This window comes from Bradyrhizobium sp. USDA 241 (assembly GCF_049739505.1).
Lineage (GTDB): Bacteria > Pseudomonadota > Alphaproteobacteria > Rhizobiales > Xanthobacteraceae > Bradyrhizobium > Bradyrhizobium liaoningense.
This window is the reverse complement of sequence record NZ_JBMGPZ010000005.1, coordinates 2,722,656-2,748,477: the sequence shown is the minus strand read 5'-3', so window position 1 is coordinate 2,748,477 and position 25,822 is coordinate 2,722,656. Positions and strand designations below refer to the sequence as shown.

The 25,822-nt window shown below is 64.8% G+C and carries 29 protein-coding genes and 2 pseudogenes; 12 read left to right on the top strand and 19 right to left on the bottom strand.

All coding sequences use genetic code 11. The features are described 5' to 3' along the window. Together istB and ABIF91_RS35130 are read left to right on the top strand one after the other, a co-directional pair. Nucleotides 1-768 (top strand): IS21-like element IS1631 family helper ATPase IstB, encoded by a 768-nt coding sequence (gene istB, locus ABIF91_RS35135; RefSeq protein ID WP_038952109.1) that lies wholly within the window; start codon nucleotides 1-3, stop codon nucleotides 766-768. Nucleotides 769-833: 65 nt separating this feature from the next. Continuing rightward, nucleotides 834-1,145 (top strand): annotated as a pseudogene (locus ABIF91_RS35130) (Crp/Fnr family transcriptional regulator); the annotation flags it as partial. Between the two features lie 10 nt (nucleotides 1,146-1,155). Here the strand turns inward: ABIF91_RS35130 and ABIF91_RS35125 are convergent. Beyond that, nucleotides 1,156-1,893, bottom strand: a complete 738-nt coding sequence (locus tag ABIF91_RS35125) for a Crp/Fnr family transcriptional regulator (protein WP_424579655.1) — start codon at nucleotides 1,891-1,893, stop codon at nucleotides 1,156-1,158. A gap of 152 nt (nucleotides 1,894-2,045) precedes the next feature. Between ABIF91_RS35125 and ABIF91_RS35120 the strand changes: the two genes are divergently transcribed. Next, a complete protein-coding gene (locus tag ABIF91_RS35120; RefSeq protein WP_424579654.1) occupies nucleotides 2,046-2,282 on the top strand; it encodes a hypothetical protein in 237 nt (78 codons plus the stop codon). Between the two features lie 16 nt (nucleotides 2,283-2,298). After that, nucleotides 2,299-3,000 (top strand): Crp/Fnr family transcriptional regulator, encoded by a 702-nt coding sequence (locus ABIF91_RS35115; RefSeq protein ID WP_028182065.1) that lies wholly within the window; start codon nucleotides 2,299-2,301, stop codon nucleotides 2,998-3,000. 19 nt (nucleotides 3,001-3,019) lie between these two features. On the opposite strand, the gene ABIF91_RS35110 is transcribed toward ABIF91_RS35115, so the two are convergent. The 3 genes from ABIF91_RS35110 to ABIF91_RS35100 form a co-directional block, all read right to left on the bottom strand. Beyond that, a complete protein-coding gene (locus ABIF91_RS35110; protein WP_028182064.1) occupies nucleotides 3,020-3,340 on the bottom strand; it encodes a low affinity iron permease family protein in 321 nt (106 codons plus the stop codon). Nucleotides 3,341-3,649: 309 nt separating this feature from the next. Next, the gene (locus ABIF91_RS35105; RefSeq protein WP_028182063.1) at nucleotides 3,650-4,309 is read right to left on the bottom strand and encodes an SDR family NAD(P)-dependent oxidoreductase; all 660 of its coding nucleotides are present in this window, start codon (nucleotides 4,307-4,309) and stop codon (nucleotides 3,650-3,652) included. 24 nt (nucleotides 4,310-4,333) lie between these two features. Next, nucleotides 4,334-4,795 carry a VOC family protein gene (locus tag ABIF91_RS35100; protein ID WP_028182062.1) on the bottom strand — a complete coding sequence of 154 codons (462 nt, stop codon included), beginning with the start codon at nucleotides 4,793-4,795 and terminating at the stop codon, nucleotides 4,334-4,336. Nucleotides 4,796-4,906: 111 nt separating this feature from the next. Here ABIF91_RS35100 and ABIF91_RS35095 point away from each other — a divergent pair, with 111 nt between their 5' ends. Next, the gene (locus ABIF91_RS35095) at nucleotides 4,907-5,791 is read left to right on the top strand and encodes a LysR family transcriptional regulator (RefSeq protein ID WP_028182061.1); all 885 of its coding nucleotides are present in this window, start codon (nucleotides 4,907-4,909) and stop codon (nucleotides 5,789-5,791) included. Nucleotides 5,792-5,882: 91 nt separating this feature from the next. Here the strand turns inward: ABIF91_RS35095 and ABIF91_RS35090 are convergent, their stop codons facing one another. From ABIF91_RS35090 to ABIF91_RS35080, 3 genes are all read right to left on the bottom strand, one after another. After that, nucleotides 5,883-6,434, bottom strand: a complete 552-nt coding sequence (locus tag ABIF91_RS35090; RefSeq protein ID WP_051394033.1) for an ABC transporter substrate-binding protein — start codon at nucleotides 6,432-6,434, stop codon at nucleotides 5,883-5,885. A 40-nt stretch (nucleotides 6,435-6,474) separates the two neighbouring features. Continuing rightward, nucleotides 6,475-7,743, bottom strand: a complete 1,269-nt coding sequence (locus ABIF91_RS35085) for an IS256 family transposase (protein WP_038952271.1) — start codon at nucleotides 7,741-7,743, stop codon at nucleotides 6,475-6,477. Between the two features lie 63 nt (nucleotides 7,744-7,806). After that, nucleotides 7,807-8,274 (bottom strand): ABC transporter substrate binding protein, encoded by a 468-nt coding sequence (locus ABIF91_RS35080; protein ID WP_051393936.1) that lies wholly within the window; start codon nucleotides 8,272-8,274, stop codon nucleotides 7,807-7,809. 530 nt (nucleotides 8,275-8,804) lie between these two features. On the opposite strand from ABIF91_RS35080, the gene ABIF91_RS35075 reads away from it, so the two are divergent. The 3 genes from ABIF91_RS35075 (at nucleotide 8,805) to ABIF91_RS35065 (ending at nucleotide 12,034) form a co-directional block, all read left to right on the top strand. Further along, nucleotides 8,805-10,151, top strand: coding sequence for a caspase family protein (locus ABIF91_RS35075; RefSeq protein ID WP_028180255.1), 1,347 nt, complete (start codon nucleotides 8,805-8,807; stop codon nucleotides 10,149-10,151). A 27-nt stretch (nucleotides 10,152-10,178) separates the two neighbouring features. Further along, the gene (locus ABIF91_RS35070; RefSeq protein WP_028180254.1) at nucleotides 10,179-10,673 is read left to right on the top strand and encodes a hypothetical protein; all 495 of its coding nucleotides are present in this window, start codon (nucleotides 10,179-10,181) and stop codon (nucleotides 10,671-10,673) included. A 149-nt stretch (nucleotides 10,674-10,822) separates the two neighbouring features. Then, entirely contained in the window at nucleotides 10,823-12,034 is a 1,212-nt protein-coding gene (locus ABIF91_RS35065; protein ID WP_028180253.1) for a hypothetical protein, read from the top strand. On the opposite strand, the gene gmk is transcribed toward ABIF91_RS35065, so the two are convergent. From gmk to ABIF91_RS35020, 9 genes and pseudogenes are all read right to left on the bottom strand, one after another. Next, complete coding sequence (gmk, locus tag ABIF91_RS35060) at nucleotides 11,967-12,626, bottom strand: guanylate kinase (protein WP_028180252.1); 660 nt, start codon at nucleotides 12,624-12,626, stop codon at nucleotides 11,967-11,969. The genes ABIF91_RS35065 and gmk overlap by 68 nt on opposite strands. Before the next feature lie 3 nt (nucleotides 12,627-12,629). Continuing rightward, a complete protein-coding gene (locus tag ABIF91_RS35055; protein ID WP_028180251.1) occupies nucleotides 12,630-13,517 on the bottom strand; it encodes a YicC/YloC family endoribonuclease in 888 nt (295 codons plus the stop codon). A gap of 164 nt (nucleotides 13,518-13,681) precedes the next feature. Continuing rightward, a pseudogene (gene mltG / locus ABIF91_RS35050) lies at nucleotides 13,682-14,957 on the bottom strand (endolytic transglycosylase MltG). A 125-nt stretch (nucleotides 14,958-15,082) separates the two neighbouring features. Further along, nucleotides 15,083-16,348, bottom strand: coding sequence for a beta-ketoacyl-ACP synthase II (fabF, locus tag ABIF91_RS35045; protein WP_028180249.1), 1,266 nt, complete (start codon nucleotides 16,346-16,348; stop codon nucleotides 15,083-15,085). 108 nt (nucleotides 16,349-16,456) lie between these two features. Continuing rightward, nucleotides 16,457-16,696 (bottom strand): acyl carrier protein, encoded by a 240-nt coding sequence (locus tag ABIF91_RS35040; RefSeq protein WP_008551805.1) that lies wholly within the window; start codon nucleotides 16,694-16,696, stop codon nucleotides 16,457-16,459. Nucleotides 16,697-17,005: 309 nt separating this feature from the next. Next, the gene (gene fabG, locus ABIF91_RS35035; RefSeq protein ID WP_028180248.1) at nucleotides 17,006-17,743 is read right to left on the bottom strand and encodes a 3-oxoacyl-[acyl-carrier-protein] reductase; all 738 of its coding nucleotides are present in this window, start codon (nucleotides 17,741-17,743) and stop codon (nucleotides 17,006-17,008) included. A gap of 102 nt (nucleotides 17,744-17,845) precedes the next feature. Continuing rightward, nucleotides 17,846-18,805, bottom strand: coding sequence for an ACP S-malonyltransferase (gene fabD, locus ABIF91_RS35030; protein WP_028180247.1), 960 nt, complete (start codon nucleotides 18,803-18,805; stop codon nucleotides 17,846-17,848). Between the two features lie 173 nt (nucleotides 18,806-18,978). After that, a complete protein-coding gene (locus ABIF91_RS35025) occupies nucleotides 18,979-20,004 on the bottom strand; it encodes a fatty acid desaturase family protein (RefSeq protein WP_028180246.1) in 1,026 nt (341 codons plus the stop codon). 3 nt (nucleotides 20,005-20,007) lie between these two features. Next, nucleotides 20,008-20,712, bottom strand: a complete 705-nt coding sequence (locus ABIF91_RS35020) for a TetR/AcrR family transcriptional regulator C-terminal domain-containing protein (RefSeq protein ID WP_028180245.1) — start codon at nucleotides 20,710-20,712, stop codon at nucleotides 20,008-20,010. 339 nt (nucleotides 20,713-21,051) lie between these two features. On the opposite strand from ABIF91_RS35020, the gene rpsF reads away from it, so the two are divergent. The 4 genes from rpsF (at nucleotide 21,052) to rplI (ending at nucleotide 23,525) form a co-directional block, all read left to right on the top strand. Beyond that, the gene (gene rpsF, locus ABIF91_RS35015; RefSeq protein WP_028180244.1) at nucleotides 21,052-21,519 is read left to right on the top strand and encodes a 30S ribosomal protein S6; all 468 of its coding nucleotides are present in this window, start codon (nucleotides 21,052-21,054) and stop codon (nucleotides 21,517-21,519) included. A gap of 5 nt (nucleotides 21,520-21,524) precedes the next feature. Next, on the top strand, nucleotides 21,525-21,764 hold the full coding sequence (gene rpsR / locus ABIF91_RS35010; protein WP_007592020.1) for a 30S ribosomal protein S18: 240 nt from the start codon (nucleotides 21,525-21,527) through the stop codon (nucleotides 21,762-21,764). Between the two features lie 132 nt (nucleotides 21,765-21,896). Next, on the top strand, nucleotides 21,897-22,877 hold the full coding sequence (locus tag ABIF91_RS35005; RefSeq protein WP_028180243.1) for a DUF2232 domain-containing protein: 981 nt from the start codon (nucleotides 21,897-21,899) through the stop codon (nucleotides 22,875-22,877). A gap of 48 nt (nucleotides 22,878-22,925) precedes the next feature. Beyond that, on the top strand, nucleotides 22,926-23,525 hold the full coding sequence (gene rplI, locus ABIF91_RS35000) for a 50S ribosomal protein L9 (protein ID WP_028180242.1): 600 nt from the start codon (nucleotides 22,926-22,928) through the stop codon (nucleotides 23,523-23,525). A gap of 118 nt (nucleotides 23,526-23,643) precedes the next feature. Here the strand turns inward: rplI and ABIF91_RS34995 are convergent, their stop codons facing one another. The 3 genes from ABIF91_RS34995 to ABIF91_RS34985 form a co-directional block, all read right to left on the bottom strand. Further along, on the bottom strand, nucleotides 23,644-24,111 hold the full coding sequence (locus ABIF91_RS34995; RefSeq protein ID WP_028180241.1) for a PaaI family thioesterase: 468 nt from the start codon (nucleotides 24,109-24,111) through the stop codon (nucleotides 23,644-23,646). Between the two features lie 11 nt (nucleotides 24,112-24,122). After that, entirely contained in the window at nucleotides 24,123-24,719 is a 597-nt protein-coding gene (locus ABIF91_RS34990) for a TetR/AcrR family transcriptional regulator (protein ID WP_028180240.1), read from the bottom strand. Between the two features lie 108 nt (nucleotides 24,720-24,827). Further along, nucleotides 24,828-25,793, bottom strand: a complete 966-nt coding sequence (locus ABIF91_RS34985) for a hypothetical protein (RefSeq protein ID WP_028180239.1) — start codon at nucleotides 25,791-25,793, stop codon at nucleotides 24,828-24,830. Between the last annotated feature and the right edge of the window lie 29 nt (nucleotides 25,794-25,822).

The window sequence follows — 25,822 nt, the reverse complement described above, 5'->3', positions numbered from 1 at the left end:
ATGATGACCATGCCGGAAATTGAGCGTTGCCTACGACAGCTGCGCCTGTCGGGTGTCCGCGACACGCTGCAGACGCGCGTGCTCCAGGCGCAGGGCGCCAACCAGCCCTTCCTCGAGACCTTCTCCCTTATCCTGCAGGATGAACTGGACCGTCGTCAGTCCCGTCTTATCGAGCGGCGATACCAGCAATCCGGGCTCGACGAAAAGCTGACGCTCGCCGAGTTCGACTGGTCCTTCAATCCCAAACTGCCACGTCAGACCTGCTTCCAGCTCCACACCCTGGCGTTCATTGCCGCTGGCGAGAACGCTCTGCTTGTTGGCAAACCTGGCACCGGGAAGTCGCACATCGCCAAGGCGATTGCCTATCAGGCGATCCTGCAAAGCCACAAGGTCCAGTATCTTGAGACCGACGACTTCTTCCACCGCTACGCCCTGAACTCTCCGGCACAACGCGAGGTCCGGCTGCGAACCATCATCGACTGCGATCTCCTCGTGCTGGACGATCTATTCCTCGCACGCGCCATCCCCGACGACGCCGGCACTTTGCTGCAGACCCTGATCCATCAGCGTTACAAACTGCGCCGCAGCGTCATCGTCACCTCCAATCGCGTCGTGCAGGATTGGGGGGCATACCTTGGGGACAACACTATGAGCACGACGATCCTCGATCGCCTTATGCATCATTGCCATCTGCTTGAGTTCGACGGACGCAGCTATCGGCTCAAAGAAGCCGCTGAAGCTCTTGCCCGGGAAACAAACTCAAACTAACAGTCCCTTGTCCTGCCTCGCGGGTGGAGGAATTTGACTGACCACACCCGGAGGAATTTGAAGTGACCCGCGGGGGCAACGCTGCGCATTCGATCGAGCAGCGCGCCGCCAAGTGGATCATCTCCGCGCAGGAACATATCGGCGGAGCCGAGATCCCTCTCACCCATGAGCAGCTCGCCGGCATGCTGGGCGTCTCCCGCAGCTATGCCAGCCGTGTCATCCAGATGTTCAAGGCGAGGCGCATCCTCGCGACCCGCCGCGGCGCCATCCTGATCCTCGACGCATCGGCACTCGAAGCAAGAGCCTGCTGTTGCAACAACTGGGTGAACAAGTATTTCGATGAGGTGCGGGGTGCAGCGGCAACCGCCGAGGGCTAATGTCCTCGCCTCAGGCACGCGGCGGCGACTGCCGCTTCAGGTGCAGATAGACCGGACTGAAATCTCCGAGCCGCTGCAGCTCTCGCCATTTCAGCACGATCAGCTCTCCCTCGCGCAGATCCATGACGCCGCTTCGCCTGAGGTCGGCGAGCGTCCGGTTAACCGTCGCGATCGCCATGCCCAGCGTCTCGCCGAGTTGGGCCAGGCTGATCGGCACGCGGCAGCGATTGCCGCAGACCAGCTGCGCCGAGCGGGCGCGGTAGAACAGCTCGCAAAACAGGTGTGCCATGCGCGCCTGCATCGACCGGGCGCTGTTGTTGGTGATGGCCTCGCGGAAGATCGCGGCATCGAGCAGCGTCTCGCGCCACACGGCCAGCGCAAAGGTTGGCCGCCGCCGGAAGGCGATGAACAATTCGCGATGCGGGATGAAGGCGACTGTGGCCGGTCCCAGGGCACTCAATCCGTGGTCCATCTGGTCGATGAACAGCCCCTGCGCATCCGGAAGGTCGCCGGTGAGATGGAACGCCAGGTACTGCCGCCGCCCGCTCCCGAGCAGGTGGTAGCGCGCGACCATGCCGGAGACGACCAGCACCGAATGTTCGGGTTCGTCGCCCTGACGGATGAAATCCTCGTTGGGCTCCAAATCGCGCAGCGTGAAGGTGAGCGCCCGGATTTCCGCGATGTCCTCGCCTGCCAGATCGGTATGCTCGGAGAGGTTCCGGATCAGTACGTCGTGGGCTTTTTCCATGGGGCGCCAAAAATCGCGCCGGTTCTATCAAATGATACGTCCGGCTTGGGTTCAGCGGACTAGAACGCTGGTCGGAAGCACAGGTTGCTAACCGGCTTGCGACGTACCGGATCGCAGCCGCATCCCTAATCTCGCACCGAGCCGGCCTTCTCATGAGCCCTACGACGATCCTGGAACGCATCTGCGGCCTGTTTGTATCTGACACGAACGAGCACCTGCACAGCATCAGCGACGCCCTGCTCAAGGGAACGCTGCAGGAGCCGGCCCACCCGATGTCGGATCAGGAGTTGGCCCGTGCCATCCGCGAGTTCCGCTCCGTGCCGGTCTCGGACCGGACCATCGCAAGACTCTCGCAGCGCCCGCTCGAAGCGTCCCGGCGGGACGTCTGAGCGCGCCACTGGTCCCATGCCGCATCCGAAGTTCATCGCACGTCTCCAGGCGGTCGAAGGCCTGTCCGAGGACGAACGCCGGCAGATCGCGGGCTTGCCGTCCACGCTGCGCCAGGTTGCGGATGGCGAGATCGTGCTGCGCCAGGGTGAGGCCGCCTCACGCTGTGTCTTCGTCGTCAGCGGCTTCCTCTACCAGGCCCGCATCGTCGCCGATCGCAGCCAGATCGTCGCCTTCCACGTGCCCGGCGACATGCCGTGCCTGCACACCCTGCTGGTCTCGCGGATGGATGCGGACCTCGTCGGGCTCGGTCCGACCATCGTCGGCACCGTCGCGCACAGCCAGCTGCGCCAGCTTCTCGACGGCTCGATCCACCTGACCCGCGCCTTCTGGCGTGAGACGCTGATCGACGCGGCGATCTCGCGGCAATGGATCGCGCGTCTCGGCGCGCAGGCAGCGCTGCCCAAGGTCGCGCATCTCATCTGCGAACTTGCCGCAAGGCTGGAGATCGTCGGCCTTGTCAGGGACTGCAGTTTCCAGATTCCGATGACGCAGCGGCACGTTGCGGACGCCTGCGGGCTCTCGATCGTCCACGTCAATCGTACCATCCAGGAACTGAGGCATCGCGGGCTGATTGCATGGGAGGGCAGCGAGATCGAGCTGCTCCAGCCCGACGAGCTGCGCAGGCTTGCGGACTTCAGGCCCGACTATCTGGGCTGAGCGGGCCGGCAACGAGGCGCTAGCTCGTGCGTCGAATCTCCTCCCGCCGGGTCTCGACCTCCTCGGCGTCCTCGTCGTCGACCTTCATGACGTGGTCGCGGCCGGCCACCTTGAGCAGTTCGTCGAGCTTGGCATGGATCGCCTGGGTGTCGCGGTGCTCGGCGCGCTGGATCACCAGCGTCATGCCCCATGTCGCCAGCGTCGCGAACGAGTGCCATTCGAGTCCGTTGCCCAGCGTGATCCAGGCGATGCCATAGGCCAGGAAGACGGCAAACGCGGCCGGGCGCGAGGTGGCGACGCCGATCTCGGTAAGCCAGCCTTTTGACTTCGGAAGAGACATGTGCGGCAACTCGCGTAGGCCGCCAGCGTTCCCGGAGAAGCTGAAGAAGCGCTGGCCGAGTCTCCCCCTCTAAGATCGCGACGAATGCGGCCGCCAGTGTCTGAGCAGCGGACCTCCGGCCCCCAGCACAGGATCCGTCTTCGGCTTGCGGACCTTGGCGATGCTCCGCGGATTGCGCGCGGCGGCGACGACGTTGTCCCCTTGTGCCAGCCTGGCAATGAGAGTCACTTGGGACATGATGATTTCCTTGGAGTAGGCAGGGCGGCGGGCATTTTCACTTGGCGCACCGGTCACCGCGATGGAGAGGCCCTATTCGGCCAAAGCAGCGGGATAGACAGCTTCCCACACATCGGCCGCACCGTTGGTAAGCGACCAGAAGCCATCCGCTACGCCGTCGGCCTCGGCCGAATGCGGAGTGATCAAGGTTGCGACGGTCATCATTGCGATACGAATATTGCGCTCCGCGAGCTGGGGCGCGATCGCTTGCACGACGTTTCGCAGCGCGCCCTTTCCCATGCCGAGGCTGGCGTAGCTATAATGCGGGGCTATCGCGAGGCCGCCTCCCGTGACGAGAATTGTTCCGCCGCTCTTGTCAAACAGTTCGGCCGCCGCACGAATTGCATGGAGCCCACCCGCAACATTGACGTTGAGATCGCTCAGCACTTCGGCATCGGTCATGGTGAACAGGTCTTGCTGACGCACGAATGCGGCGTTGTAGAGGACCCCTGTCAGCCCGCCCGTGATCCGGTCGGCATTACGAACCGCAGAACGCACGGCTTGCGCGTCGGTAGCGTCGAGGACGATCCCGTGGGCGGTGATACCTTTGCCGACGAGTTCGGCCACCAGCGGATCGAGATTGCGAGGGTTGCGGCTGGCCATAACAATGGTCCAGCCCTCGCGGCCAAAGCGTTCAGCGGTGGCCTGGCCGATGCCAGGCCCTGCGCCGATGATGAATAGTGATTTGGACATTTGCGTCACCTTTCGCTGGAGCAGTCAGTTCAACACTTCAGCCAGTTCGATCAAGTTGCCGAAGGGATCGCAGAAGAAAGCCAGCTTGCGGCTGATGGCCGGCAGAACGAACGGTTCCGTGACGATGGTGACGCCGCGCGCACGCAGCTTGGCGACGGTCTCTTCGACGCTGCCGACGTTCAGACAGAAATGGTGGTAGCCGCGGTATTTCAGGCTGTCGGCCAGATCCGTGTACGGCCGCACTTCCCCAGGCGCCGGCTCACCCCCGCCAAGGATCTCGACATAGAAGCGATCGTCGTTGGCTGGGGCGACGTAGGCGAGTTTCTCGTCGGCATAGTCCCATGTCGCGACAACGCGAAAGTCGAGCTTCTCGACGTAGAAGGCCAGCGCGGTTTCGAGGTCAGGTGTGCGCACGGCAACGTGGTGCCCTTTCATATCGGCAAAGGGCGAGTTGGCGTTCTTCGCGGGGGGAATGAAATCGGCCATGTGCATCTCCTTTCGTGGCCGGCATCAGCGCCGGACATCGCCAAAATGGCCGATCCAAGTGCCCTTGATTAGGTAGATAATCTTGAAGATAATACTGAAGAGGATTCAGCAATGAGAGCGACTGACCTTAGCGAATTGGCGGCCTTTGATGCCGTCGCCCGACATCGCAGTTTCCGCCGCGCAGGCGAGGAACGGGGCGTGACCGCATCTGCTATCAGTCATGCCGTATCCAGTTTGGAGGCCCGCCTCGGTATCCGTCTTCTCAACCGCACGACTCGAAGTGTGTCACTAACAGACGCAGGCGCCATGCTGATGGCACGACTTTCTCCGGCCTACGCCGACATCGGTTCGGCCCTGGACAGCCTGAATCAGTTTCGAGACACACCGTTCGGCAAGGTGCGCATCAATGTACCCTCGTCCATCGCATCCTTTGTCGTCGGTCCGGTCTTGAAGCCGCTTCTGGTCAACAATCCGAACCTTCAGCTCGAGATCGTTGCGACCGATCGTCTCGTCGACATCGTTGAAGAAGGTTTTGATGCCGGAATACGATTGGGAGAAAGTCTCCGGGATGGCATGACTGCAGTGAAGATCAAGACGCGATTGCGCTTTGCGGTCGTGGGCTCACCGAGCTACTTCAGAGCGCGTCCAATTCCAAAATCCCCGCATGACTTAAAGCATCATATCTGCATCCAAAACCTGTACCCCAGCGGAGCGCGATATGCCTGGAGCTTTGCAAAGGGCGGCAAGGAAGTGGAATTTCAGCCGAGCGGCCCGCTATCGCTGGATGACCACGCTCTCATGCACCAAGCCGCACTTGATGGTATTGGTCTGGCTTATCTTTGGGAAAACTATGCTGTTCGAGCGATTTCCGAAGGCAAGTTGGTCCGTGTGCTGGACGCATGGTGTCCGCCTGAAGATTGGCTCTATCTGTACTATCCCGCCCGAAAGTATCTCTCTGCAGGCTTGAGGGCGGTGATTTCCGCGCTTAGAGCTTAGGCTCGCAGCCGAACAACAAAAATCCGCTACCTTGAGGCTTCTCTTCTGATCGTGCCAGTTCGCTGATGGCCAGAACCGGACTCCCGAGGCGTCACTCGATGACCTGGTCGGCCGTGGCCAGCAGCGAATGCGGAACGGTGAGACCGAGCGCTTTCGCGGTCTTCAGATTGATGACCAGCTTGAGACGAGTGGGCTGCTCTATGGGCAGATCGCCGGGCTTTGCGCCTTTCAGGATCCTGTCGACATAGCCGACCGCCCGCCGGAAATGATCGGGAAAATCCGGACCATAGGATAGCAGCAGGCCGTAAGGGACCTGTTCAGCGTTTGATGCAATTGTCGGCACCTTATGCGCCATGGCTGAGGCGCCCACCTGTACCCGTTCATTGTACATCGGCGGCCCAACAGCAAATGCGCCATCAAAGCTCTCGCGTGCAATGACCGAAAAGGCCGGGTCAATTTCATCCGCCGTCGTCACTTCGAACACTTTGATCAGGCATCCCGCAGCTCTCCCCGCTCTTTCGTTGGCGATGGCGGTGGGCTTGGAAGACGGCTCGCGCGGATCGAGCACGAGGGCCAGGCGGCTCAATTTCGGAACGATTTCCTTGAACAGCGCGAGCCGCTTGCCGGAGAGATCAACGGTCATCAGTGAAGAGCTATGGCTGATTTTGGGTGACGCGGCCTGATCAGGCGGCGTGGCTTTCAGTGTTCGGAATGACTTCGATTCCGTCGATGAACTTTACACCGGCGATGACTTTCGGCAACTGGTTCGTGCTCTTCAATCGCCGCCAGGTCTTCGATGCGGCGTCGATGAGCTTGAACACCATCAGCTTCGCAGTTTGTTGCGACAGCGATCCCTTGGTCCGCACCGTTCGGTGGCGCACCGTGGCGAAGACGCTCTCGATCGGGTTCGAGCTGCGTAGGTGGATCCAGTGCTCAGCAGGGAAGTCGAAGAAGGCGAGCAGCGCATGGCGATCCTTGATCAGGCACTCCACCGCACGTCCGTATTTGACGTGGTATTTCTCGACGAAGACGTCGATCGCGGTTTCAGCTTCGGCCCGGTGTGGGGCCAGATAGATGTTCCGCAGGTCGTTCTTCATGGGGCCCTGCACGGATTTGGCGACCTTGTCGAGTACGTTGCTCACTTTATGGCACCAGCATCGTTGGTGCCGCGTGCCGGGAAAGGCCTCGTCCAGTGCCTTCCAGAAGCCGAGGGCGCCGTCGCCGATGGCGAGTTGCGGGGCAATCCGTAACCCGCGTTGCCGCAGGTCGATCAGGAGTTCGCGCCAGCTCTGCGCGCTCTCGCGCACGCCGACCTGGAAGCCGATCAGCTCCTTCTTGCCTTCCGGCGTGGTGCCAATCAGCACCAGCATGCATTCGCTGTGATCTTCCATGCGGGCCTGCAGGTACACGCCATCGGCCCAGATGTAGACATAGCGACGCGCCGACAGATCGCGTCTCTGCCAGCGTTCGTACTCGACCTGCCAATCGGCCTTCAGGCCGGCGATCACCGAAGGCGACAGGTTCGGCGCATCCTTGCCGAGCAGCGCCGAGAGCGCCTCCTGGAAGTCGCCGGTCGAGATGCCGCGCAAATAGAGGACCGGGATCAAGGCATCCAGGCTCTTCGTCCGCCGCGCCCATAGCGGCAGGATTGCCGAACTGAAGCGGAGGCGGTCGCCTGGCCCGCTCGCTCCGCGGTCGCGGACCTTGGGACGAGCGACCTCCACCGGACCGATGCCGGTCGCAATCTCGCGCACCGGACCGTGCCCATGTCGGACCAGGCGCGCTCGACCGTCGGGCAGCGTCAGATTGGCCGTGCTGGCCAGAAACGCGCCAACCTCGATCTCGATCGCCCTGGCAAGCAGGTCCCGCGCGCCGGCACGAACGATATCGGTCAGTGGATCATCAACCGCGGACGGCTGACGGAAAGCAAGAACATTGGTAGTCTCGGTCATGGCGTATCGCTCTCCTCGAGAGGTTCTGGCAGGCTCGTCACCCGCCTCGATACGCCGCCTTCCTCACACCGTCATCACCCAGATTCCGCCATAGCTCATCAGTGAAAGTCCGGTCACGTTGCCACCAGGACGCGCGAGGCTCTCGACGAGCCCCCTGCCGACCGGATCCGGGTCGGCGACAAGCACGATGGGGATAGTGCTGGTCGCTCGCTTGGCCTCCCTGGCGCCAAGTCCCGTCACAGCGACGATCACATCGACTTTGCCTTCCGCAAGTTCCTGCGCCATTGTGCGAAATCGTTCAGGTTGCTCGGCAGGAAAGCGGTGCTCCAGTTCGATATTCTTGCCGTCGAAGTAGCCAAGCTCCTGAAATGCCTTGGTCAGGACAACCAGATATTCCTCTTCCTGCTTGGCGTCGGCGGCATGCCAGAGAACGCCGACGCGCGGGTTCGGTTTGCGTCGCTGCGCGCGCGAGGCTACTGGCCATGCTGCAGCAGTGCTTCCGAGAAGCGTAATGAATTCGCGGCGTTTCATTCGATCACCTCGCCACATTCCGGCTGAGCTGCGGACCGCATTGGAGAACGATCCAAACGACGTGAAACACAGGTTGCTACGAGCTGTTGCGAATGCTTCGCCCAGAACGCAAGCACCGCCTGATCATAGGCGTCGGCGGCACCGGCGAAAGGTATTGCTGGACGACATTTCTGCCTCCGCGCAATTGCGGTTCGCTACGTCGGATCTCGTCTCGGAGACGTCCTCAACGACGAACCCTTGCAGCGATCCCGGCAAGCAACCAGGAGAACAGATTGCGCACTCCTTGTGAATGAACACCGGGGAGGATCTTTTCAGAAAGCACGATTGCCCTCCGGAGAAAATGTCTGCTTCGGTCACAGGCGGCGGCCGAGGCGAACGCGCCCCGCGTCCGGGTGACCGCCGATAGCCTATTGTCGCACGCCAGTGTCCATGCGCCCTTTGGCCTCCATCGGGCCATCGCACGGCATGTCACCCGCTTTTCGTCCGCGCGCCGGGCTGGTAGGATGGCGCCGTTATTTTGAGGCATTTTGATGCGCGCGAGGATTTTCAATCGCGTCCTGGGGTTGGCCGCGCTGGTCGCCGTCATGCTCGCTGCCACGACGCTTCAAGCCTCGGCCGAGAGGCGCATCGCGCTCGTGGTCGGCAACTCCGCCTACAAGAACATCACGCCGCTGGACAACCCGGCAAAGGACGCGAGCCTGATGGCGGAGACGCTCGGCGCGCTCGGCTTCACGCTGGTCGGCGGACGCGCGCAGCTCGATCTCGACAAGGGCGCGATGGACCTCGCGGTGCAGAGCTTTGGCCGGCAGGTCCAGGGCGCCGACGTCGCGCTGTTCTATTATGCCGGCCACGGCGTGCAGGTGGCGGGCTCCAACTACCTCGTGCCCGTCGGCGCCAACCCGACCCGCGAAGCCGACGTCGATTTCCAGATGACCGACGTCAACCTCGTGCTGCGCCAGATGCAGGGCTCCGGCACGCGGCTCAACCTCGTGATCCTCGATGCATGTCGCAACAACCCCTTTGGCTCACGCGGCTTGCGCGCCTCGGACGGCGGCCTGGCCCAGATGCGTGCGCCCGAGGGCACGCTGATCTCCTACGCGACCCAGCCCGGCAACGTTGCCCAGGATGGCAGCGACGGCCACAGTCCCTATACTAAGGCGCTGGCGACCACGATCCGGGTCGCTGGCCTTGACGTTTTTCAGACCTTCAACCAGGTCGGTCTTGCCGTGAAACGCGCCACCGCGGGCGCGCAGCAGCCCTGGGTGTCGTCCTCGCCGATCGACGGCACGTTCTATTTCGTGCCGCCGACACAAACCGCTCCGCCTCAGGTCGCGGCGATGCAGCCCGATCCCCTGCCCGCGGAGCGCCTGCGCGCCGACCCCGACCGCGTGCCCTTGCGCGACGCCGCGCTGCTCAGTGAATTGAGCGAGCGGCTCTACGAGCTCAATTTCGATCCTGACACGGCCGACGGCCTGACGCGCGCCATCACGAAACTTCAGCAGCGGATTTCGATGGCCGCGACCGGTGAAGCAACCGAAGGCCTGCTGCTGCGAATGCGCAAGATGGAAGACCTGAAGCCCTGGGGCTCGATCGTCTACGGGCCCGACAGCAGCAAATGGGGCATGTCGTGGAACCACGCTTCGCGGCGTGCCTCGGTCGCGGATGCGCGTGGCAATTGCGCCGGCGCCAAATGCCCGATCGAGCTCTCGTTCTACGGCCGAAGCTGCGGTGCCTTCGCCATTTCCGACAAGTCGTGGTCGCTGGTCCAGCGCGACAGCGTGCAGCGCGCGAAAGACGCCGCGCTTGACGAATGCGGCAAGGCTGGCAAAGCTTGCCGCATTATCGGATCCGTCTGTGCGGACGGCTCCGGCCGCTGATACATTTCTTGTTTGGATTTTTCACTCATGGCCAATGCCGTCACCCGTACGACTGCCCTCGCCTTTCTCCTCAACCTCGCCATCGCCTCGTCGGCCGCCTACGCGCAATCCGGCGGCGCCGGCGGCTCGATCGGTAATGACGAGAAGTCACTGTCGGGGTCGCGTTCGGAGCGCTCGGCCGAACCGGCTCCGTCCGCACGCCGGAGCAAGCCGGCCGAAGAGCCGCGCGCGTCGTCCCGGCGAAGCGGTGGCGGAGGCGGCGGTGGCGGCTTTGACGGCGCCTGGGTGGTGACCAGCGTCGGCTGCGGTGGCACCACGTCCGGTGCGGTCGTCGTCTCCTCGGGCAAGGTCATCGGCCAAGGGGTCAGCGGTACCGTCAGCCCGAGCGGCGCCGTCAGGACAGTCGGTCAAGGCGATGGCGTGACCTTCACGGGCTCCGGCCGTCTCGGCGGCCGCAGCGGGTCCGGGACGTGGCGTCGCTCCGACGGCTGCGGCGGAACCTGGAGTTCAGCCAAGCAGTAAGGCGGAAAAGCCCGACATCGCGGCGGAACGCACGCGCCACAGGCCCGATTCAAGCCACATCCTCTCCGGATTTGCGGCTCATTGCCACCCAACTCTTTGACGAGAAAGGGCTGGTTGAGAGTTGCGTCATGCGTAACCGGGAGACCAGGATGGGCAACCGAACCGCAAAATTCGTATCTGCGCTTATTGGCGGCATCATTGCCGGCGCACCGCTGGCTGCCGTGTCGCAGAACGCGCCGGCCCCATCGAGCGCTGCTAGCACGGCTTCCGACTGCCTCGCAGCGCCAAAGGGCGCCGCACCGCAGGGACAGCACTGGTACTACCGCCTCGAACGCACCACCAAGCGGCAATGCTGGTACCTGCGTGCCGCCGGCGACAAGGACAGCGCGAAGGCCGCACAGACCGCGCAGGCGCCGAGCGATACTCCGGCGGCAGATGCGCCGGCGCCGCAGCAGCACGCGGTGCAGGACGCGCGCGCCGAATATCCGACGCCGCGGAGCAGCGCCGCCGCGAAGACGCCGAACGCCCCCGCGCAAGCCGCCGCCGCAACACCGGTCCAACAAGTCGCGGAGCAGACCGCTGACGGCAACGCGCAGCAACCCGCCGCCGCGCCCTGGCCCGATGTCTCCACGGCGTCCGCTCCGCCGGCACCAACCGTCGTCGCAGCCCCCGCACAGCCGGGCGCAAAGCCGTCAAAATCCCCGTCGCCGGTGGCGCTCGCTGCGGCAGACAGCACGACCGACAAGCCGACCGGCTCGCTCCAGACGCTGCTGCTCGTGATCGGTGGCGCGCTGGCGCTCGCCGGAATCCTCGGCAGCGTCATCTACCGCCTCGCCGGCGCGCGCGCCCGCCGCCAGTCCGCCGACCGCCACGGACATTGGGGCGATCGGGAGATACAGAACGAGGACGGAAGCCGTGCGCCCTGGCTCGCTTCAACGCCGGCCGACGCCCGGCCGCCGCACCCCATCGACTTCGATGCGGTACGTCCGCAGCCGAAACAACAAGGGACAAAACTCGCCGCGATCGGCCGCGAGATCGAGCTGATCGACGCGCGCAGGCAACGGGCCGCCGCCCCGGCCGCAGAACCTGTCGAGGTCAGAAGAGACAAGCTCGAGAAGAAGGCGGTCGACAAGACAATCGCGACCATGGCCGCAGCTCCGCAGCTCGCCGCCAACGAGATCGGCGAGAATCGCGATGACGCGCCGGCAGGCCATGACGCCGATGCCGTCGACATCGACGTCATCACGACGATGCTCGAACAGCTGGCGAAGGAAGGACCGCGCCTGTCGCGGCCTAACCTTGAAGCTGACCTTGCAAACTTCGCACGAAGCCTACGAGGCCGATCCGCCGCTCGCGCTTGAGGCGTTCGGCCTTCAGGATCGACTGCACCTCGGCGAAGGCCTCGTCGATGTCGTGGTTGATCACGATGTAGTCGTACTCGGCCCAGTGGCTCATTTCGTGACTTGCACGGCTCATGCGCTTGCGGATCACCTCGTCGGAATCCTGTGCGCGCGAATGCAGGCGCTTCTCGAGATCGCTGGCCGAGGGCGGCAGGATGAAGACGCTGACGACGTCAGCGCGCGCCTTCTCGCGCAGCTGCTGCGTGCCTTGCCAGTCGATGTCGAACAGCACGTCCTGCCCGGCCGACAGCGCCGCTTCAACCGGCGCGCGCGGCGTGCCGTAGCTGTTGTCGAACACGGTCGCCCATTCCAGCAGCTCGTCGCCCTTCACCATGGCGTCGAATCTGGCGTTGTCGACGAACAGATAGTCGCGCCCGTCGACCTCGCCGGGGCGTTTGGCGCGCGTGGTGGCGGAGACCGACATCCTGAGGCCCGGCATCCGCTCGATCAGGAGCCGGGACAGTGTCGTCTTGCCCGCGCCCGAGGGCGAGGACAGCACGAACATCAATCCGCGCCGCTCGACACCGTCAGTTCCGTGACCGCCCGTCGTCATCGATCACTCCAGATTCTGGACCTGCTCGCGGAACTGCTCGACCACGTTCTTCATGGCGAGGCCCGTGTTGGTCAGCTCGATGTCGTTCGACTTCGAGCAGCAGGTGTTGACCTCGCGGTGAAACTCCTGCGCGAGGAAGTCGAGCTTGCGTCCGATCGGGCCGCCCTTGCCGATCAGCTCGCGCGCCTGCGCGATGTGGGAGGCGATGCGGTCGAGCTCCTCGCGGATGTCGGCCCTGGTCGCGATCAGGATCGCCTCCTGCATCAGGCGGTCGGAATCGAACCGGTCGGAGGTGTCGAGCAGGGCTGCGATCTGCTCGGCGAGCCTGGCCTTGATCGCCTCCGGCTTGCGGCCCGGCGCTGCTTCCGCCTTGCTCGCAAGCTGCTCGATCTCATCGACACGCTGGGTCAGGATCTGCCCGAGCGAAATCCCCTCGCGCCTGCGCATCTCGACGAGGTCGGCGAGCGCCTTGTCGAAGGTTTCGGCCGCGGCGGCACGCGCGGCCTTGTCCTCCTCCTCGTCGCCCTCGGGCTCGGCGATCTCGACCACGCCCTTGATGGCGAGCAGACCGTCGATGCTCGGCGCCACCGCGTCGACCTTGCCGGAGATCAGCGCGGCAGCCTTGAGGACCGCATTGAGCACGTCCTCGTTGATGCGGACCGTGGCGGCCGCATTGGTGCGCTTGACGTTCAGATTGGCGTAGACCGTTCCGCGCGACAGAAGCTCGCCGGCGCGCTTCTTGGCATGGGCCTCCAGTTCCTCGAAGCCCTGCGGCAGCCGCACCCTGAGGTCAAACCCCTTGGCGTTGACCGACTTCAATTCCCATTCGAACGTGTACGGCCCGCTCGCGCCGTGGCTTCGGGCAAAGCCGGTCATGGACGACAGCGCCATCGGTTCAGATTCTCCAGGAACACGGGATTCGCGAGGCTATCAAGCCACGCGAATCTTAAGACTATTTTGCCGGAAAGTGGAATCCGCAATGTCCGCAGGCAAGGTCCGCAAGCCTAAAGCATGATCTTTTCGGAAAACCGCTGCGCACTTTTCCGGATCATCCTTTAGCGCTGGACCACCGGCGGCGCGGACTGCACCGCGCCCTGCCGGGCCGGCGCAGGATTGGCGGGACGAGTGGCCGGCGGTTTCTTCTGCTGGCTCGGCCGCGCCGGTGTGGTCGCGGTCGGCGTATCGGCGGCCGCCGGCGCGCTGCCCGCCGGCGGCTGCGCCTCCTCGGCCGGCTCGACCGTGTCGTTCTGGATCTGCTTTTCCATCGCGCGGAGCTTCGCGACGTTCTTCTGATGCGCGTCGTAGGTCTCGGTGAAGGCATGCCCGCCGGTGCCGTCCGCGACGAAATAGAGGTCGCGGGTGCGGGCCGGATTGGCGGCGGCCTCGAGCGAGGCCCGGCCCGGATTGGAGATCGGGCCCGGCGGCAGGCCCTCGATCACATAGGTGTTGTAGGGCGAGGGCTGCGTGATCTCGCTGCGCTTGATCGGCCGGCCCAGCGTGCCCTTGCCGCCGACGAGGCCGTAGATGATCGTCGGATCGGACTGCAGCTTGATCCTCTGCTTCAATCGGTTGACGAACACCGCGGCGACCCGGCTGCGCTCGTCGGGCTTGCCGGTTTCCTTTTCGACGATGGACGCCAACGTGACCAGCTGCTCCGGCGTCTTGACCGGAATGTCCGGATTGCGGCGCTCCCAGATCTCGGCCAGCACGCGCTTGTGCGCCTGCTGCATGCGCTGGACCACCTGCTCGCGCGGTGTGCCGCGCGGGAACTTGTAGGTCTCCGGCAACAGCGTGCCTTCGCGCGGCAGCTCGCGCACGCTGCCGGTGAAGATGTCGTTGTCGGACAGCCGCGCCACGATCTGCTCGGAGGTCAGGCCTTCCGGAATCGTGACGGCGTGCTGCACCACCTTGCCCTCGACGATGGTGGCGATGACGTCGCGCAGCGACGCGTTCTTCTGGAACGAATACTCACCCGGCTTGAGGTCCGAGCTCGCCTTCAACGCGGCGACGCTGGCGATGAACAACCCAGGGATTGATGTCGGTCACCCCTTCCCTGTTCAGCGTCTCGGCGATGTCACGCTTGCCCGCACGCTGCGGGATGTTGACGATCTTGTCCTCCGTAAGCGGCCCGGGTGCTTCGAGCAGCTGCCGGCCGTAATAATAGACGCCGCCGGCGCCGAGCATGGTGATCAGCAGGAGGGTGATGATGGCGTTGCCGACGATCACGAGCGGATTGCGCGCGCGGTCCGATCGCTTGGGCGGCGGCGGGAGCTGCTCGGGCTCGAGCGCTGCCCGCGGACTCCGGGGTGAAATGGGCGGCCTTTCACTCATCGAGACAACCTGAATCCTGCCGGTTCAACCGCGGCCGACAATCGCTTGCCCTGCCAAAATGCACGCGCCCACGTCCATGACTATCGCCGAATGCGGCAAAACGGTGGTTTCGTCTCAAACGCAAACTAACTGGCCAAGCGGCGGAAGATCACCGACGCATTGGTACCGCCAAAACCAAAAGAGTTCGATAACGTGACGTTGACCTCACGCTCCTTCGACTTGTGCGGCACGAGATCAATCGCGGTCTCGACCGAGGGATTGTCGAGGTTAATCGTTGGCGGCACGACGTTATCGCGAATCGCGAGAATCGCGAAGATCGCTTCGATCGCACCGGCTGCGCCGAGGAGATGGCCGGTCGACGACTTGGTCGAGGACATCGCAACCTTGGAGGCGGCATTGCCGAGCAGACGCTCGACCGCGCCGAGCTCGATCTCGTCGCCGAGCGGCGTCGAGGTGCCGTGCGCGTTGATGTAGTCGAGATCGGACGGCGTGAGGCCGGCGCGCTTCAGCGCCGCCAACATGCTGCGGAAGCCGCCATCACCGTCGGGCGACGGCGAGGTGATGTGATAGGCGTCGCCCGAGAGGCCATAGCCGATCACCTCGGCGTAGATCCTGGCGCCGCGGCGCCTGGCGTGATCGAGCTCTTCCAGCACGAGGACGCCGGCGCCCTCGCCCATCACGAAACCATCGCGGTCCTTGTCGTAGGGACGCGAGGCCTTCTCGGGTGTCTCGTTGAAACCGGTGGAGAGCGCGCGCGCGGCGTTGAAGCCGGCAATGCCGATGCGGCTGATCGGCGACTCGGCGCCGCCCGCGACCATCACATCGGCATCGCCGAGTGCGATCAGGCGGGCAGCATCGCCGACCGCGTGCGCGCCGGTCGAGCAGGCCGTGACCACGGCATGGTTCGGCCCCTTCAGCCCGTGCGCGATCGAGACGTAGCCGGAGGCGAGATTGATCAGGCGGCCCGGAATGAAGAACGGCGACACCCGGCGCGGTCCGCGCTCCTTCAGGAGGATGGCGGTTTCGGCAATGCCGTTGAGGCCGCCGATGCCGGACCCGATCATGGTGCCGGTCGCGCACTTGTCCTCTTCAGTCGCGGGATGCCAGTTGGCGTCGTCGAGCGCCTGGCCGGCCGCGGCCATGCCGAAGATGATGAAGTCGTCGACCTTGCGCTGGTCCTTCGGCTCCATCCACTTGTCGGGATTGAAGCTGCCGTTGGTCCCGTCGCCGCGCACCACCGTGCAGGCGATCTTGGTCTGAAGATCGGAGACATCGAAGGTCTCGATCCTGCGCGCACCGCTTTCGCCGTTGAGGATGCGCTTCCAGGTCGGTTCGACGCCACAGCCGAGTGGCGAGACCATGCCCAGGCCCGTGACGACAACCCGCCTCATATCCGAAAACTCCGCATCGAAAGACTCACGGCCAATAACAAGAAACCGGCTGACCGCTGCGAAGCGGCCCGTCCGGTTTCAATGTTGTCCCCGCGAAAATAGAAGAGCTTAGCTCTTCGCGTTCTTCTCGAGAAACTTCGTGGCGTCGCCGACGGTGAGAATCGTTTCCGCAGCGTCGTCCGGAATCTCGCAACCGAATTCCTCCTCGAACGCCATCACCAGCTCGACGGTATCCAGACTGTCGGCGCCGAGGTCGTCGATGAAGCTCGCGTTGTCGACAACCTTCTCGGGCTCAACACCAAGGTGTTCGACCACGATCTTCTTAACCCGCTCGCCAATGTCACTCATTGCTTAACCTCGTGTTGTTCCCTGTAGACCCGACCCCCCGGGACGATACGAGCCGTCGTGGTCGTTTGACTGCCTTCGCTTACGAACTTGATTTGGCCCATCCTAACCGATGCAGGCCCGGCGAACGACGGCCAAAGGCTCCGCATCGCCAATATACAGGGTTTCAAAAACCTGCAATGGCGTTCTTTGCCCATCCGTTGAAGGTCCGGTTATCATACTTCAATTGCCTTGACTACAAGCCTCATTTCGCTCCGGAAACGGCCGTTTGCCGCATCCGGCACCGCCTTGACGGCAGTGCGGCACGAGGCGTCAGATCATGGCCATGCCGCCGTTGACGTGGATGGTCTGCCCGGTGACATAGGATGCTTCGTTCGAACTCAGGTAGACCGCGGCTGCCGCAATGTCTTCGGGCGTCCCCAGGCGGGCGGCCGGAACCTTGGTTAGAATCGTTTCACGCTGCTTGTCGTTGAGCGCATCCGTCATCGGCGTCTTGATGAAGCCGGGCGCGATGCAGTTCGCGGTGACGCCACGCTTGGCGTATTCGGCACCCAGCGTCTTGATCATGCCGATCAGGCCTGCCTTCGACGCAGTATAATTGCCCTGCCCCGGATTACCGGTGACACCGACCACCGAGGTGATGGCGATGATGCGGCCGAAGCGCTTGCGCATCATCAGCTTGGTCGCGGCGCGCGCCAGGCGGAAAGTCGCGGTCAAATTGACATTGATGACCTCGTCCCAGTCCTCGTCACGGAGTTGCACGAAGAGGTTGTCGCGCGTGATGCCCGCGTTGGCGACGAGAATGTCGACCTGGCCCATCGCAGCTTCCGCAGCCGGCACCAGCGCCTCGACCTCGTCTGCCTTGGAAAGATTGCAGGGCAGCACATGGGCGCGCTCGCCGAGCTTGCCCGCAAGCTCGTCCAGCACGTCCTTCCGCGTCCCCGATATCGCGACGGTGGCGCCCTGCGCGTGCAGCGCCTGCGCGATCGCGCCGCCGATGCCGCCGGTCGCGCCGGTGACGAGCGCCTTTCGGCCAGTCAGATCGAACATCGATAACTCCTCCAAAGCACGACCCGGAAAAATGCGCAGCGGTTTTCCGGAAAGATCGTGCGTCAACTCGAGAACTCAAGCGCGGCGACCATTCATCGCGCTTCAAGCCTGCTTCGCAGCGGCCAATGCATCCCTGGCGGCGGCAATATCGTTCGGACCGCCGACCGCAACGCCCACGGCACCGTCCGCGATGCGCTTGACGAGACCCGTCAGCACCTTGCCGGCGCCGATCTCGAAGAAGCGGGTGACACCCTGCCCGGCCATGTAAGCGACCGACTCGCGCCAGCGCACCGTGCCGGTGACCTGCTCGACCAGGCGGCGGCGGATCTCGTCGGGATCGGTGATGGCGCTCGCCAGCACGTTCGACACCAGCGGCGCGGCCGGCGCCTTGATCGTGACCTCGGCCAGCGCGGCCGCCATGGCGTCCGCAGCCGGTTGCATCAGCTTGCAATGGAACGGCGCGGACACCGGCAGCAGCATCGCACGCTTGGCGCCCTTGGCCTTGGCGATCTCGACGGCGCGATCGACCGCGGCCTTGTCGCCCGAGACCACCACCTGCCCGCCGCCATTGTCGTTGGCGGCCTGGCAAACCTGCCCTTGCGCCGCCTCGCCCGCGACCTCCATGGCGGCTTCGTAGTCGAGACCGAGCAGCGCGGCCATCGCGCCGGCGCCGACCGGGACGGCCTTTTGCATTGCGAGACCGCGCGTGCGAAGCAGACGGGCTGTATCCGAAACCGTCAGGCTGCCGGCCGCGGCCAGCGCCGAATATTCTCCAAGCGAATGACCGGCGACGAAGGCCGCATCTCGTCCCACGGAAAAACCAGCCTCGGCCTCCAGGACGCGCAGCGTGGCGACAGACACCGCCATCAGCGCCGGCTGAGCGTTCTCGGTGAGCTGGAGGGTTTCGGCCGGACCTTCCCAGATGGTGGCCGTCAGCTTCTCGCCAAGCGCGGCATCGACCTCGTCGAACACGGCGCGCGCCATCGGAAAGGCGTCGGCCAGGGCCTTGCCCATGCCGACCGCCTGGGAACCCTGCCCAGGAAATGTGAATGCAGCCGTCATCGGCGCTCCCTGCTTGTCGGGCATGGTCCCTGCGAGAACCGGCAGCCGATGTGGCACGGCCTTAGGCCATGGCTCCGGATCATGCTCCAAAGGGGGCCGTAGACACCGTCCGGGGCTGCACTGTCAAGCCGAGATGGGAGCTTCGGCCGGCATTCAACCGGGAATGCGCCTCCTCAAAACCCGCCGGCGGTCTGGTTGGCATCGACGTCCGCCCCGGCCTGCGCGCGGCGCGCACTGTTGACAAGTTGCCCCGGCCGATCCTCGCCGTTCGGCCTGGCCGTCGCCAGCCGCAACACCGCCGCGTAGTTCGGCTGCACTTCCATGCGGCCGGCGTACCGGCTCGCACTGAGGAGGCGATGCACCTTCGGCAGATTATAGCAGGGCACGTAGAACAAGAGATGATGCTCGAGGTGATAGTTCACGTAGTACGGCGCGATGAACAGGCGCTCGAGAAAATTGGCATGCGTGGTGCGGGTGTTGCGCAGGGGATCGCTGCTATCGGGGACGACGGCGTGCTCTGCAATGTTGCGGATGCGCGTGATGACCATCATCCAGGTCAGGAGCGGCACCAGCCATAGCAGCGGATAGGCCCACCACACGCCAGCCGCAGCGAGCGCCGCAAACATGATCGCGTTGACGACACATTGCGGGCCAAGCTTCTCCCAGAAATGCGCCGCACGTTGCCGCCACGGCCAGTCCTTTGGCCCAAGCGCGTTGAGCAGTTGCGCCTTGCGCTGCTGGTAGCCGGTCTGGCCGGTGATGTCGCGAACGAACTTGCGGCGATAGCTCAGCTTGGTGATCGGAAACGGCGCCGACAGCACGAGATCGGGATCGTCCTCCTGCTGGGTCCGCGCATGGTGCTGAAGGTGATAGCGCCGGTAGCTGCGCGTCTCCGCAAACAGCGGATAGGCGCAGAACCACTGGCTCAGCGCCAGATTGGTCTTCTCGTCGGCGGACAGGCAGCCATGAGCACCGTCATGCATCAGGATCGCAAGGCCGAGCTGGCGCGAGCCGATGATGGCGACGGCCAGGACGTAGGTGATCGGATTGGGCCACCACGCGACGAGCGCGATGGCTGCAATGATCAGCGCCCAGGCGTGCGCGATCAGCGCAGCGCCTTTCCACGTCGCGCGCTGGCGTACCTCAGCCAATTGATCATCGGTCAGGAAATCTCGGGCACGCATACGAAGCGCGGTCATGGCCTAACCCTCTCCATTGGAATTGTCGGATGCCTCGCGCGCCTCGACGAGACGCAGGCGCCCGGTGTCTTCAGTGGATTTCGCCTGCTCGCCCAGCACGCGCAGCATCTCGGCGCAGAGCTCCTCGGGCGAGCGGCCCATCGCATGGCCTTCGAGAATGACGCCGATGGCGACCGCCCAGAAGCGCCGCGAGCTTTCGTCGGGCGCGCGCAGCGAGCGCCAGCCGTGCCGCTCGACCTGCCCCGCATAAGCGCGCGCACCCTCGCTGTGCAGGCGCTCGATGGTACGCTCCACCAGCGGCGCGAGATCCTGACGACGACGCGTCAATGTCAGCGCTTCCGCGAAGAAAGCGACCGAATCGCTCGCCGTAACCGTCGCGGCCAGCGCGTGGGTATATTCCCGCGGCGTGCGCGCCCTCAGCGCCGCCTGCTCGGTCGCACGCGCCAGATATAGCAGATCGCGGCAGGCGCATTCGACGAACAGCGCCTCCTTGGTGCGGAAGTAATAGGTGATCTGGCTCGGGAACGCGTCCGCGGCAGCCGCGATGTCGGTGATTGCCGTGCCGGACAGCCCCCGCTCCCGAAACAGCGGGCTCGCCGCATCCAGGAGCAGCGACCGCATTTTACGGCCGGCCGAGCGCGTCGCGCGCGCGGCGTGCTTGGGGTCGCCTGCCGCTTCGAGCGGCCCGCGGGCCGAGCCTTCTGCCATGGAGGTCCTCTTCGTCGATTTATTTGTATGACATACAAACAAATGGGTCAAGCGCATATGGTATCAGAGGATGGTCCGGTTTCGCCGGCGCGTGATCGGGCCGAAACCTGACCCCCAAACTTGCAAAGCCGGCCAAAATCCGTATAAGGCGCGCATCCGCAGACCCCGGCCGGGAGCTGAACGGACGGTCTCAGCAAATCATTCGTGATTTTGGTGTGGCAGGGCCAGTCGGCCCGTCGTCCCGTGTTTCCGCCTTCTGAGCTTGATCCCAGAGTCCTTTCCGAAGGCCTCTTAAGGGTTTGACGCCGGGCGATGCGCCAACATGAGGAAAGGACGTCCATGGCTCTTTACGAGCATGTTTTTCTCGCGCGTCAGGACGCGAGCCCGCAGCAGGTCGAAGAGCTGACTGCGCAGATGACCGGTATCGTCGAGGGTCTCGGCGGCAAGGTCACCAAGACCGAGAATTGGGGCGTGCGCTCCCTCACCTATCGCATGAACAAGAACCGCAAGGCGCATTTCGTGCTGCTCAACATCGACGCGCCGTCCGCGGCGATCGCCGAGATCGAGCGCCAGGAGCGCATCAGCGAAGACGTGATCCGCTATCTCAGCGTCCGCGTCGAGGAGCTCGAGGAAGGCCCGTCCGCGATGATGCGCAAGGCCGACCGCGATCGCGAGCGTGACGATCGTGGCGGCGGCTTCCGCGGCGAGCGCGAAGGCGGCTTCCGGGGCGACCGCGAGGGCGGTTTCCGCGGCGATCGCGGTCCGCGCCGTCCGCGCGACGAAGCTGAAACCACGGATGGGGAGTAAGACCAATGGCTGAAGCTGGTGCACGTCGCCCGTTTTTCCGTCGTCGCAAGAGCTGCCCGTTCACGGGCGCCAATGCGCCGAAGATCGACTACAAGGACTCCAAGCTGCTGATGCGTTACGTCTCCGAGCGCGGCAAGATCGTGCCGAGCCGCATCACCGCGGTGTCCGCAAAGAAGCAGCGTGAACTCGCCCGTGCCATCAAGCGCGCGCGCTTCCTGGGCCTGCTGCCCTACGTCATTCGCTGATACGACCAATTCGACCGGCGGCCGCGGGCCGCCGGTCGTGACTTTCTGAACTCATAAGGCTTCCGGGTCGTCCGGTCGCCGATGGTTGGGGCAAACGACGCCTCTAACCGCTCGAAGGGAGCGGGACAGCTGATGATGGCATTTGTACTCATTGCCCTGATCGCCGGCGCCGCGTCGGCCCTGATGTTCGCCTCGATCATCTCGGGCGCAATGATCTCGCTCGTCCTGTTCTATCTCGCACCGCTGCCGCTGATGGTCGCCGCGATCGGCTGGGGACCGCTTTGCGCCAGCCTCGGCGGCATTGCCGCCGCGATCGGCCTCGGCGCGCTGTTCGGCCTGCCCTACTGCATCGCCTTCGCCGTCACCGTCGCGTTGCCGGCCTGGTGGCTCGGCCATCTCGCCCTGCTCGGCCGGCCGGTGGGAAGTCTCGCGCCGGACGCCGCCTCCGCCAAATCGCCGCCGGAACCCGGGATCGAGTGGTATCCGGTCGGCCGCCTCCTGCTCTGGATCGCAGGCTTCGCCACGCTGACCACGATGGCCGCCCTGCTCACGCTCGGCAGCGACGCCGAGACCATCACCGGCACGCTGCGGCGCGGGCTGATGCGCCTCCTGCGCACCACCGACCCGCAGACCTCGGGCGAAGCCGGCCAGTTCGTCGACGCGCTGGTGCGCATGGTACCGGCCGGCGCCACGATCATCGCGATGATGACGCTGACTCTCAACCTCTGGCTCAGCGCAAAGGTGACCGCGACGTCGGGCCGGCTGCGCCGTCCCTGGCCGGATCTGATGGCGGCCGAGCTGCCGCCGATGACCCTGGTGGCGCTCTGCATCGCGCTCGCCTTCTGCTTCACCGGCGGGCTGCTTGCCATCGTCGCGCAGATCGCCACGGCCGCGCTGATGATGGCCTATGCGCTGACCGGTTTCGCCGTGCTGCATACGCTGACACTCGCGCTGAAGAGCCGCACATTCTGGCTCGGCTCGACCTACGTCGTCGTCGTCGTGTTCGGGTGGCCCGTGATCGCGATGGTCATCCTCGGTCTTGCGGATGCCGTGTTCGGCTTTCGCGAGCGCTTCCTGCGCAGCCGGCAGCCGCCCCCACTGCCAACGCCTTAAGTCACCCCGAAACTGAAACCTACTGAGCACTTCAAGAGGAGAACGAATATGGAAGTCATTTTGCTGGAACGCGTCAACAAGCTCGGCCAGATGGGCGAAGTCGTGAAGGTTCGCGACGGCTACGCTCGCAATTTTCTGCTCAAGCGCGGCAAGGCGCTGCGCGCCACCGCCGACAACCGGGCCAAGTATGACGGCATGAAGGCCGAGCTCGAGGCCCGCAACCTCGCCTCGAAGGCCGAGGCGTCCAAGGTCGCCGAGAAGATCGAAGGCAAGAACATCATCGTGATCCGCCAGGCGTCGGAAGCCGGCCAGCTGTTCGGCTCGGTCAACGTGCGCGACATCGTCATCGCGTTCGAAGCCGATGGCGTTTCGCTGGCTCGCCCGCAGATCCAGCTCGATGCGCCGATCAAGACCATCGGCAAGCACACGATCACCGTCGCCGTTCACCCCGAGGTCGAGGTCGAGATCACCGTGACGGTCGCGCGCAGCCAGGACGAGGCCGAGCGCATCAACCGCGGCGAGGATATCTCGACCCGCAACGAGGACCGCGATGCGGCTGCCGAGGCGATCGCCGCCGCCGGCGAGTTCTTCGATCCGGACGCCCAGCCCGAGGACGTCGAGCCGGCCCCGGCTGCGGAAGAGAAGTAAGCCACAAGCCGTCATTCCGGGATGGTCCGAAGGACCAGACCTCAGGTGCGCAATTGCGCACCAGAGTTCTCGCTTCGCGAGCCCCGGAATGACGGCAGTGGAGATCAGCCCGGTCGCCTCAGGCGGCCGGACTTTTCATCTTGCCGGCGACGTCCTCGCTCAGCATCGCGATCGAGGCCAGCGCGGTTGCCGTATGCTTCTCGACTCCGTCGCTGACGCAGAACACATCGGCCGCAACCACAGCGACCTGTCGGCCCGGCTTGATCACCTTTGCCCGGCAGATCAGCTTTTCACCGACCGCTGGCGACAACAGGTTGAGCTTGTATTCGGCCGTCAGCGCCGCCTGGCCGCGCGAGGTCGCGGCCGCGATCGTCGTGGCGTTGTCGACCAGGAACGCGGTCACGCCGCCATGGAAGAAGCCGTGCTGCTGAAGCAGCTCCGGTCGGCGCTCCACGGCGATGGTGCAGGTACCGCGCGACAATTCGGAGAGCTCGGCGCCCACCAGGTTCATGAAACCCTGCCGGCCGACATTGGCGTGGATGCGTTCGGCAATTGGCGCGAATTCCGGATCAGCTTCGGCCTGCATGCGGTCTCTCCCTATTGCTTGTTGATGCGATCGAGTGGCCTCAGCGCACGAATGGCGCACGCGATCAGCGTGTCGGCCTCACTGCGCGGATCGGTGCGATCGCGCCCCGACAGAAAGGCACGGCAGAAGATCTGCGCCGGACCGATGAGCTGGCTGACGAACATCACCGGCGTCATCGGCAGAAGCTCGCCGCCTGCAACCAGCGGCGCCCGCCAGCGCTCGATGCCTTCGGCAAGCCGCGCGTTCTGCGCGCGCTGGGCATCGCGCACGTCCTCGCCCCATTCGCTGCGTGAGATCTCGAAGAGGTAGCGCGCCTCGCGCCGGCTGGTCACGACCCAGTCGAGATGAGCCCGGATCAGGCGATCGATGCCCTGCTCCGCATCGGGCACGGGATCGAGCGCGGCCAGCACCGCGGCGTGATAGTGCCGCAAGACCTCCAGGAACAGCGCACCGGCGAGCTCCTTCTTCGAACCGAAGGCATGAAAGAAGCTGCCGTTGGAGGCGCGGGCCCGGGTGCGGATCGCGGCCACCGTCGCGGCTTCGAAGCCGACGCGGTCGAACACCAGCAGCCCGGCTGCCAACAGATCGTCTCGCACGCTCGCCGCCATCGACGCCTCCTAGAGTATCACTCTAGAGCAGCACTCTAGATGCGGTCAATACGATGCGGAGACCGCGTTGAAGCGGCCTCCGCATGTCAGGCTGAGAACGTAGCGGATCTAGCGCGAGATCGGCGGCACCGGCGGGCCGGACGACTGCGCCGGCGGGGCTGCAGCGGTCGCGGGCGGTGCCGGGTCCTGCTGCGGCCTGGGCGCCGGTTCGGGGCTGGCTGCAGGCGCGACCGGCTTGGAAGCGGCCTCGTCCGCCGGCTTGGACGACGCCGGTTCGGCGGGCTTTGCCGCGGCAGGTGCAGCCGGCGCCACCTGCGGCACCGGGTCGGGTCGCAGTGCCGGAGCTTCGCTGCCGCGCGGCTCGACCTTCGAGCTATCCGGCCTGGGCTCAACGGGCTTCTCGGATGCCTTGCCGCTGTCGGGCTCGGCCTTGGCGCTGTCGGGCTTGGCGCTGTCGGGCTTGACGGCCTCAGGCTTTGGCTCGCTCTTCTTGTCCTCGGTCGCCGGCGCGGCGGCATCGACATTGGGGGCTTCCTCAGTGCCCGGCTTGGCGCGCCGCTTGCCTTTGCGCGGCTCGGGCGCTGCCTGTCCCTCCGGCGTCGCACCTTCCTCGGCGGGTCGCGCCGCGCGCTTCTGGCGCGTGCCCTCGGGGGCCGGAGCAGCACCCTCGCCCTCCGGCCTGGCGGCCTCTTGCGAGCGGTGGCGGCGGCCCTGATGCTCAGGCGACTGGCCCGGAGCGGAGTTGGCTTCCTTCTCCCTGGCGCCGTCCTTCTTACCGTCCTTGGCCTGGTAGCGGGTGTCGGTGGCACCGTTGGAGACCAGGTAGGAGGCGAGGACGCCCGCCATGTCCGAGCTCGTGGTGTAGTGCTGGCGCAGGAATCCCGGCAACGAACCCGGCGTCACGGACTTCAAGAGTCCGCGCGGGCTCTTGTGGCAGGCATTGCAGGTCTGCGCGAAAAGCTGGGACGGGGTCTTGCCGGCCTCGAGGTTCGTCGCCTGCGCGAGAACGGTGTCAGCCGCGCCGAAGCCCATCAGAAGCAATACCGTCGCGAGGCTGAGCGCTCGGCTCGACATTCCCATCATCTCCATTGAATTCCGCGAAT

Bases quoted from the DNA above. Each gene is read 5' to 3' on its own strand.
- ABIF91_RS35125 (WP_424579655.1), bottom strand. From the start codon at position 1,893: ATGGAAAAAGCCCACGACGTACTGATCCGGAACCTCTCCGAGCATACC.
- ABIF91_RS35120 (WP_424579654.1), top strand. From the start codon at position 2,046: ATGAGCCCTACGACGATCCTGGAACGCATCTGCGGCCTGTTTGTATCT.
- fabG (WP_028180248.1), bottom strand. From the start codon at position 17,743: ATGTTCGATCTGACTGGCCGAAAGGCGCTCGTCACCGGCGCGACCGGC.
- ABIF91_RS35105 (WP_028182063.1), bottom strand. From the start codon at position 4,309: ATGTCCAAATCACTATTCATCATCGGCGCAGGGCCTGGCATCGGCCAG.
- ABIF91_RS35110 (WP_028182064.1), bottom strand. From the start codon at position 3,340: ATGTCTCTTCCGAAGTCAAAAGGCTGGCTTACCGAGATCGGCGTCGCC.
- rplI (WP_028180242.1), top strand. From the start codon at position 22,926: ATGGAAGTCATTTTGCTGGAACGCGTCAACAAGCTCGGCCAGATGGGC.
- ABIF91_RS35080 (WP_051393936.1), bottom strand. From the start codon at position 8,274: ATGAAACGCCGCGAATTCATTACGCTTCTCGGAAGCACTGCTGCAGCA.
- ABIF91_RS35090 (WP_051394033.1), bottom strand. From the start codon at position 6,434: ATGACCGTTGATCTCTCCGGCAAGCGGCTCGCGCTGTTCAAGGAAATC.
- gmk (WP_028180252.1), bottom strand. From the start codon at position 12,626: ATGACGACGGGCGGTCACGGAACTGACGGTGTCGAGCGGCGCGGATTG.
- ABIF91_RS35100 (WP_028182062.1), bottom strand. From the start codon at position 4,795: ATGGCCGATTTCATTCCCCCCGCGAAGAACGCCAACTCGCCCTTTGCC.
- ABIF91_RS35055 (WP_028180251.1), bottom strand. From the start codon at position 13,517: ATGGCGCTGTCGTCCATGACCGGCTTTGCCCGAAGCCACGGCGCGAGC.
- fabF (WP_028180249.1), bottom strand. From the start codon at position 16,348: ATGAGGCGGGTTGTCGTCACGGGCCTGGGCATGGTCTCGCCACTCGGC.
- ABIF91_RS35020 (WP_028180245.1), bottom strand. From the start codon at position 20,712: ATGGCAGAAGGCTCGGCCCGCGGGCCGCTCGAAGCGGCAGGCGACCCC.
- ABIF91_RS35085 (WP_038952271.1), bottom strand. From the start codon at position 7,743: ATGACCGAGACTACCAATGTTCTTGCTTTCCGTCAGCCGTCCGCGGTT.
- ABIF91_RS35025 (WP_028180246.1), bottom strand. From the start codon at position 20,004: ATGACCGCGCTTCGTATGCGTGCCCGAGATTTCCTGACCGATGATCAA.
- rpsF (WP_028180244.1), top strand. From the start codon at position 21,052: ATGGCTCTTTACGAGCATGTTTTTCTCGCGCGTCAGGACGCGAGCCCG.
- ABIF91_RS35005 (WP_028180243.1), top strand. From the start codon at position 21,897: ATGATGGCATTTGTACTCATTGCCCTGATCGCCGGCGCCGCGTCGGCC.
- ABIF91_RS35065 (WP_028180253.1), top strand. From the start codon at position 10,823: ATGGGCAACCGAACCGCAAAATTCGTATCTGCGCTTATTGGCGGCATC.
- rpsR (WP_007592020.1), top strand. From the start codon at position 21,525: ATGGCTGAAGCTGGTGCACGTCGCCCGTTTTTCCGTCGTCGCAAGAGC.
- fabD (WP_028180247.1), bottom strand. From the start codon at position 18,805: ATGACGGCTGCATTCACATTTCCTGGGCAGGGTTCCCAGGCGGTCGGC.
- ABIF91_RS35070 (WP_028180254.1), top strand. From the start codon at position 10,179: ATGGCCAATGCCGTCACCCGTACGACTGCCCTCGCCTTTCTCCTCAAC.
- istB (WP_038952109.1), top strand. From the start codon at position 1: ATGATGACCATGCCGGAAATTGAGCGTTGCCTACGACAGCTGCGCCTG.
- ABIF91_RS35040 (WP_008551805.1), bottom strand. From the start codon at position 16,696: ATGAGTGACATTGGCGAGCGGGTTAAGAAGATCGTGGTCGAACACCTT.
- ABIF91_RS34985 (WP_028180239.1), bottom strand. From the start codon at position 25,793: ATGTCGAGCCGAGCGCTCAGCCTCGCGACGGTATTGCTTCTGATGGGC.
- ABIF91_RS34995 (WP_028180241.1), bottom strand. From the start codon at position 24,111: ATGCAGGCCGAAGCTGATCCGGAATTCGCGCCAATTGCCGAACGCATC.
- ABIF91_RS35075 (WP_028180255.1), top strand. From the start codon at position 8,805: ATGCGCGCGAGGATTTTCAATCGCGTCCTGGGGTTGGCCGCGCTGGTC.
- ABIF91_RS34990 (WP_028180240.1), bottom strand. From the start codon at position 24,719: ATGGCGGCGAGCGTGCGAGACGATCTGTTGGCAGCCGGGCTGCTGGTG.
- ABIF91_RS35095 (WP_028182061.1), top strand. From the start codon at position 4,907: ATGAGAGCGACTGACCTTAGCGAATTGGCGGCCTTTGATGCCGTCGCC.
- ABIF91_RS35115 (WP_028182065.1), top strand. From the start codon at position 2,299: ATGCCGCATCCGAAGTTCATCGCACGTCTCCAGGCGGTCGAAGGCCTG.